The following is a 10696-nucleotide window of genomic DNA, read 5'->3' on the forward strand; positions in this document are numbered from 1 at the left end:
TCTGCTCCTGCCGGACGGTTCAGGAAAACCGGCTAATGATCCGGTTCATCGGCATCGATGTCTTCGATCGCCGCCTCGACGTCGCCGACCTGACGCCGGGCGGCCGAGGCGTCACGTTCCGCGGAGCGTCGCGCCAGCTTGCGCCGGGAGACCTCCGCCTGCGCCACGATCCGCTGCCGCTCGAGTTCGGCGAGCTGTTCCTCGATCTCGTCCACAGCGTGTGCTGCGTCACGTTCGGCTTCCTCGGCCCGTTCGAGGCGGGCGCGGGCCCTGGTGTCGGCCGCCCGGGCGGCGGTCAGCTCCCGCTTGAGCTCACGGCGTTTCTCGGCGCGTTCCTGGCGTGCTTTTTCGGCGGCCCGGGCCTTACGCCCGTCCAGAGCGGACGGACGCTCCTCCTCTTTCTCCTCGTCGGCTTCCTCGTCCGGGGTGTCCTCGGCGGTCACCAGGCGTAGCCGCGGCCGGGGCACCTCACCGAAGCCGGCGTAACTCACGGCCTTGACGAGACGTCCACTGCGGACCTGCTCGGCGATCTCCGGCTCGGCCAGTGCCGCCGTCAGCGTCGCCTCCACCTCGGCCATCGGCAGCTTGACCGACCGCAGCCCGGGATCGTCCTCGACGGCCAGCTTCTGCGCGGCGTTGACCAGCGCGGACACCACCTGGCGGCGCTGCGTCGAGAGCTCCCGCAACTGATCACCGTGCAGGCCCCGCTGGGCCGAACGCAACGCTGTGGAGAGCTCGACCAGCTCGTCGATCAGCTCGGGGCGGCGCAGCGCGAGCAGGTTGACCAGCCAGGCGGCCACCGTGGGCTTGCGCAGCGCGGCCAGCCGCTTGGCCGTGTCCTTGTCCCCGGCCTTCTTCGCCTCGGCCACGACGGCGGCGCGACCCGCGACAAAACCGTCCGGCGGCGCCTCGTAGAGGGCCCGGATCAGCTCCTCGGTGCTCTCCGGCACGTCAGTCGATCGTCGTGCCGGGTGCGACGTGCGCGTACTTCGTGCCGCCGAGACGTTCCAGGTGCCCGTCCGAGACCTGGGCGCCGGTCTCCGTGAGCAGGTGGTCGTGCAGCGCGAAGGCCCGCTCCGGCCGGACCGCCCGGACGAAGTCGATCGCCTCGCTCAGCTTCATCCAGGGCGCGTTCAGCGGCACGAAGAGCGTCTCGACGTGCTCGTCGGGCACCGTGAACGAGTCACCCGGCGTGTAGACCGAGCCGGTCCCGTCCGAGATCAGGAACCCCAGGTTGGCGATCTGCGGGATGTCCGCATGGATGATCGCGTGCTCCCCGCCGTACGCCCGTACGGCAAAACCCGCCGCGGTGAAGCTGGTGCCGGGCTCGACCGCCGTGACCACGTCGCTGAACGCCGTCAGCTTGGGCAGCACGTCCGGGTGGGCGTAGACCCGCAGGCCGGGATGCCGGGCGAGCGCGTCGGCCAGCCCGTCCACGTCCAGGTGATCGAAGTGCTCGTGCGTGATCAGGACGGCGTCCGCACCCGTCAGGGCGGACCTTTCGCTGAACGCGCCCGGGTCGACGACCAGGACGGCGCCGTCGCCTTCGAGACGCAGACAGGAATGCGTGAACTTCGTGACGCGCACGGGACCCCTCCGGTGCTGAATCGTGACCGCTCACCTCGCAGTCTGCCGGAACCGGGGCACGAGCGCCGCACGTCCCAGGGGGCAGACCTCAACGGGGATCGGAGGATTCATGCGTGCAGGACGAAGAATCACGGCGGCACTCGGTGCCGCCGGACTGGCCGTGACACTCGCACTCGCGGGTTGCGGCGATAGTTCGGACACCCAATCGAGCTCGGGCAGCACCGCCGACCGGGCCGGACCGGCGGCCGAGGCTCCCGCGGCCGGCGGCGCGGACGAGGCCGACAGCAACGCCGGAGCAGCACCGGAACAGGGCAAGGACCAGGCCGCCCAGGCCCCTGACCTGGCCGTCGACCAACGCTCGATCATCTACACCGGCTCCATCACGGTACGCGTCGACGACGTCAACATCGCCGCGGCCAGGGCGTCGGGCATCGCCACCGCAGCGGGCGGATTCATCGGCGGCGACAAGCGCAACAGCAACTCCGGCTCCTCGGACGCCACCCTCGAGCTGCGGGTGCCGGCCGACAAGTTCTCCTCGGCGGTCGACCAGCTCGCCAAGCTCGGCACCGAGGAGAACCGCGGCATCAACACCGAGGACGTCACCGAGCAGACCATCGACCTGGACGCCCGGATCGCCACCCAGACGGCCCGGGTCGACAGCGGGCGCAAGCTGCTCGGCCAGGCCAAATCACTGTCCGACCTGGTGATGCTCGAACGTGAGGTCGCCACCCGCGAGTCGGACCTGGCGTCGTTGCAGGCCAAGAAGCGCCGCCTGGCCGACCTGACGTCACTGTCCACGATCACCGTGATCCTGCTCGACCCGCAGGCCGCGGCCGCGCAGGAGGAGGAGAGCGCACCGGGCTTCCTCTCGGGTCTGGAGAACGGCTGGAAGGGTCTGCTGGCCTCCCTGGGTGTTCTGCTCACGGTCATCGGCTGGCTGCTGCCGTGGCTGCTCGCCATCGGCCTCCCGGCCTGGGCGATCCTCTGGGCCTACCGCCGCTACCGCGCCACCCGCCCGGTCCGCCCGATCCCACCCATTCCCGCCTACGCCACCCCACACCCGGGCTTCCCCCCGTACCCCCCACAGCCCGCACCCCAGTCGGCCCCGCCAGCGTCCCGGTCCGCGCCACAGTCGGCCCCACCGGCCCAGCAGTCGGCCCCGCCGGCTACCCGGTCCGCGCCGCAGTCGACCCCACCGTCCCAGCAGTCGGCCCCGCCGGCACCACCGCCGGCGCCCTCGGCCGGGCCTGACCAGAAAGCCTCCGAATAGCACCGAGCCCTGCCGCCTCAGCAAGGCGGCAGGGCTCGGTTCTTGTTCTTGAAGCGCCACCACTCACGCACCTGGCAGGGTGCGGGTGGCCGTCAACGGAGCGCCAGCGAAGTGGTCACCCGCGCCCGGTCCCCGCGGGAGCGACGATCAGAGCCACCGCTCACCGTGGCAAAAAAACGCCTTTAAAAAGCTGCGGTGGACAGAGCGGCCAACGCGGTATGCACCATCACCCGGACGCCATATCCGATGCACTTCTCGTCGACGTCGAAGTTGCTCTGGTGGAGGTCGAATTTGACCTCGGAGCCCGGTGTCCCCGTCCCGAGGCGGATCATCGCGCCGGGGACGTTGTCCAGGTAGAAGGCGAAGTCTTCGCCGCCCATGCTGATCTCGGCCTCGACGACCCGGTCGGCGCCCAGTGCCGCGCCGGCCGCGCCCGCGATGACCGCCGACGCCATGCGGTCGTTGATCACCGGCGGGACGCCGCGGTTGTACTTGACCTCGACCTCGGCGCCGGTCGCGGCGACGACGTCCCGGATGAGCTTGGTGATCAGTTCGGGGGCTTCGCGCCAGGCCTCGCGGTTGAGGATGCGGACCGTGCCGAGGACCGTGCCCTCGCCGGGGATGGCGTTGAACGCCTGGCCGGCGTGGACGGCTCCCCAGACCATGGAGACGCCGGCGCGCGGGTCGACACGGCGGTCGAGCAGCGCGGGCACGTCGACGATGACCCGGCCGAGGGCGTGGACGAGGTCGGCGGTCAGGTGCGGCCGGGCGGTGTGCCCGCCGGGGCCGCTGAGCTTGACCTCGATGGTGTCGGCCGCGGCCGTGAACGGGCCGGAGCGGACGCCGACCAGGCCCGCCGGCAGCTGCGGGTAGCAGTGCAGCGCGTAGATCGCGGCGACGTCCTTGAGGGCTCCGGACGCGATGACCTCGGGGGCGCCGGACGGGACGCACTCCTCGGCGGGCTGGAAGATCAGCCGGACGCGGCCGGGGAGTTCGCCCTGCTCGTTGAGCTGGGCGAGCGCAAGGCCGAGGCCGAGCAGCACGGTGGTGTGCACGTCGTGACCGCAGGCGTGGGCCACCTTCTCGACCGTCGAGCGGTAGGGCACGTCCTTGGTGTCCTGCAGCGGCAGGGCGTCGAGGTCCGCGCGGAAGGCGATCACCCGGTCGCCCTCGCCGATGTCGCAGATCAGTCCGTTGCCCTTGGGCAGCAGCTGCGGGCTCAGCCCGGCCACGGCGAGCTCCCGGGCGACCAGCGCCGCGGTCTCGAACTCCGCGTTCGACGGTTCCGGGTGTGCGTGGATGTGCCGCCGGATGGCCACCAGCTCGGCGCCCCGGGCGGTGAGCCAGCGGTCGAGCTGGCCGGGCAGCGGGTCAGCGCCGGGCGGCGGGCCGGGGAAGGGGCCCAGGTGTGAGCTGTCGGGCACGGTCAATGCACTCGTCACGTCGGATTCTCTATCGCTCTCGTCATTTGCGCCGGTTTCCGCAACGCGCGACAGCTTAGACCTCAATAGGTGACGCTGTGCAACGTCATTCCCGTATTGATCAACTCGCGCTGTGTCACCAAAGCCCTGATAAGAGCGTTTTGCGGGCGGCATCGGATCACCACCTCCTACAACGTGTAACGAATCGCGGAGGTGACGCGGTTCAATCCTGACTCGGTGACTACCCCATCAGAAATGTTCTACGGGGTGATACACGCCCCAGACATCGCGCAATGTGTGGCAGACCTCGCCCACGGTCGCACGCAGGCGCAAGGCCTCGCGCATCGGCGGCAGGACGTTCTCGGTGCCCTCGGCGGCTTTCCGCAGGTCGGCGAGGGCCGCCTCGACGGCGGGACTGTCGCGGGTGGACCGCAGTGTCGCGAGCCGGGCCGCCTGGTCGGCCTCGATCGCGGGGTCGACCCGCAACGGCTCGTACTTCTCCTCCTCGTCGACCCGGAACCGGTTGACCCCGACGACGACCCGCTCGCCGCCGTCGATCTCCTGCGAGATCCGGTACGCGGAGGACTCGATCTCCTGCTTCTGGAAGCCCTGCTCGATCGCCTCGACCGACGAGCCGAAACTGAACACCCGCTCGATCAGCTCCGTGGCGTGCGCCTCGACCTCGTCGGTCATGGCCTCGATGACGTACGAGCCCGCGAACGGGTCCACGGTGTCCACCAGACCGCTCTCGTACGCGAGCACCTGCTGGGTGCGCAGAGCGAGCCGGGCGGACTTCTGCGTCGGCAGGGCGATCGCCTCGTCGTACGCGTTGGTGTGCAGTGACTGGGTGCCGCCGGCGATCGCACCGAGCGCCTGGATCGCGACCCGGACCAGGTTGACCTCGGGCTGCTGGGCGGTGAGCTGCACACCCGCGGTCTGGGTGTGGAACCGCAGCATGAGCGACTTCGGGTTCTTCGCGCCGAACTCGTCACGCATGATCCGCGCCCACATCCGCCGGGCGGCCCGAAACTTCGCGATCTCCTCGAGCACCGTGGTGCGGGCGACGAAGAAGAACGAGAGCCGGGGTGCGAAGTCGTCGACGGCCAGACCGGCGGCGATCGCGGCGCGGACGTACTCGATGCCGTTGGCCAGGGTGAACGCGATCTCCTGCGCGGGCGTGGCCCCGGCCTCGGCCATGTGGTAGCCCGAGATCGAGATGGTGTTCCACTTCGGCACCTCGGCCCGGCAGTACGCGAAGGTGTCCGCGACCAGGCGCAACGACGGCTTCGGCGGGAAGATGTACGTCCCCCGGGCGATGTACTCCTTGAGGATGTCGTTCTGGATCGTGCCGGTCAGCGCCGCACCGGGGACACCCTGCTCCTCGGCGACGAGCTGGTAGAGCAGGAGCAGCAGCGAGCCGGGCGCGTTGATCGTCATCGACGTCGAGACCCGGTCGAGCGGGATCCCGTCGAAGAGCTGCCGCATGTCGTCGATCGAGTCGATGGCGACGCCGACCTTGCCCACCTCGCCGTGCGCGATCGGGTCGTCGGAGTCGTAGCCCATCTGCGTGGGCAGGTCGAACGCGACGGAGAGGCCCATCGTCCCGGCGGCCAGCAGCTGGTGGTAGCGGGCGTTGGACTCGGCCGCCGTGCCGAAGCCGGCGTACTGCCGCATGGTCCACGGGCGCTGGGTGTACATCGTCGGGTAGACGCCGCGGGTGTACGGGTACGAGCCGGGTTCGCCGAGCCTCTCGTCGAGGCCGGGTGCCACGTCGCCGCCGTCGTAGACAGGCTTGATCTCGAACCCGGATTCTGCGTTCACAAGCCCGATCCTAAAGCAGCGTTAAGCGGCGTGAGTGTGAGGGATTTTGCACTCTCCGTCCGAAAAGTTCCACCGTACGCGACAACACGGCTACCCACGGTCGAGTTCGAGAGAACACCCCCGTAGCGACTTTCCGAAGTGGGGTCGGAACGGGCAAGATAGCGGGGTTGGCCGACAGCCCCCTACACCCCTTTCGGTGGCATCTCACGTGACTCAGATTCCGACGTGGAGCGGCGGCAACTCTGCTCCGACCAGCGGACGCGCAGCCCCGGGCACGCTCATCGGCGGGCGGTACACCTTGCGTGCCGCGGTCGGCCACGGTGGCATGGGCACAGTCTGGCGTGCGGCGGACACGCTGCTGCGCCGTGACGTGGCCATCAAGGAGGTCATCCTCCCGCCCGGCCTGGCCCCCAGCGACCGCGACTCGATGTACGAGCGGACGATGCGCGAAGCCCGCGCCGCGGCCGCCCTGCAGCATCCGGCCGTTGTCCAGGTCTACGACGTGGTGCACGAGAACGGCCGCCCGTGGATCGTCATGGAGCTGCTCGAGGCCCGCAGTCTCGCCGACATGGTCATCGAGGACGGGCCCATCGCCCCGCGCGTCGTCGCCAAGATCGGCATCGCGCTGCTCGGCGCGCTCGAGGTGGCGCACGCGCACGGCGTGCTGCACCGTGACGTGAAGCCGGCCAACGTCCTGATCTGCACCGACGGCCGCTGCGTGCTGACCGACTTCGGTGTGGCCCGGATGCCCACCGACGTGCAGCTCACCACGCCGGGCATGGTGCTGGGCTCGCCGCACTTCATCTCGCCCGAGCGGGCGATGGGCAGCGACTTCGGCCCGCCCAGCGACCTGTTCTCGCTCGGCGTCACGCTCTACACCGCGATCGAGGGCCGCCCGCCGTTCGACAAGGGCGACCCCATCGAGACCATGCACGCCGTGGTCGAGGACCCGCCGACCCCCGCGGTCCGGGCGGGCTCGCTGACCCCGGTCCTGATGGGCCTGCTCGAGAAGGACCCCGCCCGGCGGTTCGACGTGCCGACCGCGCGCACGATGCTCCGCCAGCAGCTGGCAGGCCCACTGGCCAGCAAGGCGCCGCCGCACATGATGACGGACCCCTACTCGGTGGTTCCGTCGCAGCGGCCGCCGGCGGCCGAGACGCAGCCCATCCCGCCTCCGCAGCAGCCGAAGCCCAGCGGCCAGATCGGCGGCCGGGCCATGCTCGCCCCCGGTGAGTCGCTCACCGGGCGGCTGGCCAAGCTCAAGGACGAGGACGCCACCGCACCGGTTTCGCCGCCGGCTTCCGGTGGTGGCCGCCGGCGTGCCCCGGAGGCCGCGGCCGCCAGTGCGCCGACCGGCGCCTACCCGCCCCCGCCTCCGCTTTCCAACGACCGCACCAGCGTCATCCCGCCGTCGGGCTCCTCGGAGAGCGACGAGACCAGCGTGCTGCCGCCGCGGCGGCAGTGGGACGGCGCCCGGGCCGCCCGCGACCCGCTGCCCGGCACGGTCGTGACCAGTCCCTCCGCGAAGCGCCGGGCGATGATCGACAAGACCGTCACGACGGTCCGCCGGACCACCGAGCAGGCCGTCACCACGGTCAAGGGCTGGCCGCGCAACACCCAGCTCATCGCCGGTGGCGGCGCCCTCGCGGTGATCGTCCTGCTGGTGCTGGTGATCTCACTGACCGGTGGCGACGACGACCCCGGCACGCCGCCCAACCAGCCCACGGCCGGTGACCAGGTGGTGCCGGCGTCCTTCCCGACGCAGGACTACAAGGGCGACAAGGCCGTCACGGTGAAGGTGCCGAAGGGCTGGACCCGCGCCGCGACGGGCAACTGGGTCGACTACATCGACCCGGAGGACAAGTCGACCAAGGTCCGCGTGCTGATCGAGCCCGGCTCGATCGCGCCGAAGAAGTTCGTCGAGACCACGGCGCCGGGCACACTCAAGAAGTCGAAGGCCTGCCCGAAGCCGTTCAAGCACCTCGGCGCGACCGACGAGGAGATCTCGGGCCTGCCGGCCGCTCAGTTCGAGTACACCTGCGGTGAGGGCGACAGCATGCGTCACGGCATCTGGCGGCAGACCACCAGCGGCGGCAAGATGTATTCGTTCTACCTCACGACCACCGAGTCGCAGTTCGCCGACAGCAAGCAGTACTTCGACGAGATGGCCAAGACCTTCGCCCTCAAGGCGAGCTGACCCGCCCGGCCGTGCTATCCACAGAGCATGGCAACCGATGACCTTCGCAGGCTGGCCGAGACCTGGCTCGCCGACGATCCCGACCCGGCCGCGCGTGACGAGATCCGGGAGCTGCTCGCGCGGCTCCCGGAGAGCGCCGGTGAGCTCGCCGACCGCTTCGCCGGACCGCTGACCTTCGGGACAGCCGGTCTGCGAGGCCGGTTGCGTGCCGGGCCGAACGGCATGAACCTCTCCGTCGTCACCCGCGCGGCAGCCGGTCTGATCGGCTGGCTGGCGGCGCAGGGCGGCCAGGGACCGCTGGTCATCGGGTACGACGCCCGGCACGGCTCGCAGGAGTTCGCACGGCAGACCGCCCGCGTCGCCACAGCGGCCGGGCGCGAGGCGTTGCTGCTGCCCGGGCCGCTCCCGACGCCGGTGCTCGCCTACGCGGTGCGGGCCCTCGACGCGGTCGCCGGGGTCATGGTCACCGCGAGCCACAACCCGCCCCAGGACAACGGTTACAAGGTCTACCTGGGCGCGCAGCTCGGCGGGCCCGGCGGCGCCGGCGCCCAGATCGTCCCGCCCGCCGACGCGGGCATCGAGGCCGCCATCCAGGCGGTAGGCGCGGTCACCGAGGTCCCGCTGGGTGCTCCCGGCACGGTCCTCGACGACAAGATCCTCCAGGGGTACGTGGACAGTGCCGCAGCCGTCGTCCCGGCCGGCCCGCGCGACCTGAGGGTGGCGTACACGCCCCTGCACGGTGTCGGTGGCAAGGTGCTCGCCGCGGCCTTCGCCCGGGCGGGATTCGCGGAGCCCGCCGTGGTGGCCGAGCAGGCCGAACCGGACCCGGAGTTCCCGACCGTCGCGTTCCCCAACCCGGAGGAGCCGGGCGCGATGGACCTCCTGCTCGACCTGGCCTCACGTGTCGACGCGGACCTGGCCATCGCCAACGACCCCGACGCCGACCGCTGTGCCGTGGCCCTGCCCGGCGACGAGCCCGGCACCTGGCGGCCACTCACCGGTGACGAGCTGGGCATCCTGCTCGCCGACCACCTGATCCGCCGCGGCGTCTCCGGCACGTACGCGACCACGATCGTCTCGTCCACCCTGCTGCGCGCGCTCTGCACCGCCCGCGACGTCCCGTACGCGGAGACCCTGACCGGCTTCAAGTGGATCGTCCGCGGCGCCGAGAAGCTCGCGTACGGGTACGAGGAGGCGCTCGGTTACTGCGTCGCCCCCGACCTGGTCCGCGACAAGGACGGCATCACGGCCGCGCTGATGGTGGCGGAGATGGCGGCAGCGCTCAAGGCCGAGGGCAAGTCGCTCGCCGACCGTCTCGACGACCTGGACCTGGAGTTCGGCGTCCACCGCACCGGGCAGCTCTCGGTGCGGGTCGAGGACCTGACCGAGATCTCCCGCGCGATGGCCCTGGTGCGCACCGGCCCGCCCGCCACCCTGCTGGGCGACGAGGTCACCGGTGTCGAGGACCGGCTGCCCGATGCCGACGTGCTGACCCTGCGCACCTCCCGGGCCCGCGTGGTGATCCGCCCGTCGGGGACCGAGCCGAAACTCAAGGCGTACCTGGAAGTGGTCGAACCGGTCGCCCAGGGTGACCTGGCCGCGGCCCGGCTCCGCGCGGAGGCGGCGCTGACCCGCGGCCTGCGCCCGGAGATCGCCACCGCGCTCGGCCTGGACTGACCCGAGGCTGCCCCGGGGGCCGTCACAGGGTCTTCGGGGCCCCCAGGGCGGCCTGGATCGCCCGGCCCAGGGTGGCCACCACCAGGGCGACACTCGGGCGCACGATCGAGTCCTCGATGTTCACGGTGCCGGAGAAGCCGGCGCCGTTGGCGATCTGCTCGAGCCGGTCGTGGGCGCGCGCCGCCTCCTCCGGGGGCAGGCGCAGGGCCGGCTCCATCCGGGTCGCGACGAGCAGGGTGGCCAGCGCGGCCGTCCGCTCGTCCGGCGGCGCATCGGTGATCAGCGCCTCGGCCAGCCGCTTGCGGATCTCGGCCTCGTAGGCCGGGTCGGCCGTCGGATAACGGTGCACGTGGATGTGACCCATCTGGGTCTCGTCCACGTCGCGCACGACGCCCCGGGCGATCAGGTCCTGCAGGACCCGGTTGCGCAGGTTGTGCCGCAGACGCTGGACCCACTGCGCCGGGGTGTGCGGCTCGTCCGCCGCGGCCTTGGCGAGCACCAGGTCGGCGATGGGGTCACCGATCGGTGTGGGGTCGTTGACGACCAGGTTCCCGTTCACGTAGGCGATCCGGCCGGCCAGCGCGAGGTCCACCAGCACGGCCGCGGACATGCCGAGGTCGAGCCCGATGCGGGAACCGGTCGCCTTGCCGGTCTGGTCGTCGTACGCGAGGAGGAGGAGTTCCTCAGCGAGCGCGATGGAGGTCATGGCGAAAACGATAGTGG

Annotated in this window: 8 protein-coding genes; 3 read left to right on the forward strand and 5 right to left on the reverse strand. The window is 71.1% G+C overall.

The annotated features are described in order from the left end of the window. Positions 1-32: 32 nt before the first annotated feature. Both AFR_RS39625 and AFR_RS39630 read right to left on the reverse strand, forming a co-directional pair. Positions 33-950 carry a hypothetical protein gene (locus tag AFR_RS39625; protein WP_023562476.1) on the reverse strand — a complete coding sequence of 306 codons (918 nt, stop codon included), beginning with the start codon at positions 948-950 and terminating at the stop codon, positions 33-35. A 1-nt stretch (position 951) separates the two neighbouring features. Then, on the reverse strand, positions 952-1587 hold the full coding sequence (locus AFR_RS39630) for an MBL fold metallo-hydrolase (protein WP_023562477.1): 636 nt from the start codon (positions 1585-1587) through the stop codon (positions 952-954). Positions 1588-1696: 109 nt separating this feature from the next. Between AFR_RS39630 and AFR_RS39635 the strand changes: the two genes are divergently transcribed. Continuing rightward, on the forward strand, positions 1697-2857 hold the full coding sequence (locus AFR_RS39635; RefSeq protein WP_084298282.1) for a DUF4349 domain-containing protein: 1161 nt from the start codon (positions 1697-1699) through the stop codon (positions 2855-2857). Between the two features lie 182 nt (positions 2858-3039). On the opposite strand, the gene AFR_RS39640 is transcribed toward AFR_RS39635, so the two are convergent. Next, positions 3040-4299 carry an amidohydrolase gene (locus AFR_RS39640; RefSeq protein ID WP_041841484.1) on the reverse strand — a complete coding sequence of 420 codons (1260 nt, stop codon included), beginning with the start codon at positions 4297-4299 and terminating at the stop codon, positions 3040-3042. 228 nt (positions 4300-4527) lie between these two features. Further along, positions 4528-6099 (reverse strand): acyl-CoA mutase large subunit family protein, encoded by a 1572-nt coding sequence (locus AFR_RS39645; RefSeq protein ID WP_023562480.1) that lies wholly within the window; start codon positions 6097-6099, stop codon positions 4528-4530. A 208-nt stretch (positions 6100-6307) separates the two neighbouring features. On the opposite strand from AFR_RS39645, the gene AFR_RS39650 reads away from it, so the two are divergent. Both AFR_RS39650 and AFR_RS39655 read left to right on the forward strand, forming a co-directional pair. Continuing rightward, positions 6308-8296, forward strand: coding sequence for a serine/threonine-protein kinase (locus AFR_RS39650; RefSeq protein WP_041841485.1), 1989 nt, complete (start codon positions 6308-6310; stop codon positions 8294-8296). Positions 8297-8323: 27 nt separating this feature from the next. Next, positions 8324-9973 carry a phospho-sugar mutase gene (locus AFR_RS39655; protein WP_023562482.1) on the forward strand — a complete coding sequence of 550 codons (1650 nt, stop codon included), beginning with the start codon at positions 8324-8326 and terminating at the stop codon, positions 9971-9973. 22 nt (positions 9974-9995) lie between these two features. Here AFR_RS39655 and AFR_RS39660 read toward each other — a convergent pair whose 3' ends face one another. Then, positions 9996-10679, reverse strand: coding sequence for a GOLPH3/VPS74 family protein (locus AFR_RS39660; protein WP_023562483.1), 684 nt, complete (start codon positions 10677-10679; stop codon positions 9996-9998). Positions 10680-10696 lie beyond the last annotated feature (17 nt).

This window comes from Amorphoplanes friuliensis DSM 7358, assembly GCF_000494755.1.
Taxonomy (GTDB): Bacteria; Actinomycetota; Actinomycetes; order Mycobacteriales; family Micromonosporaceae; genus Actinoplanes; species Actinoplanes friuliensis.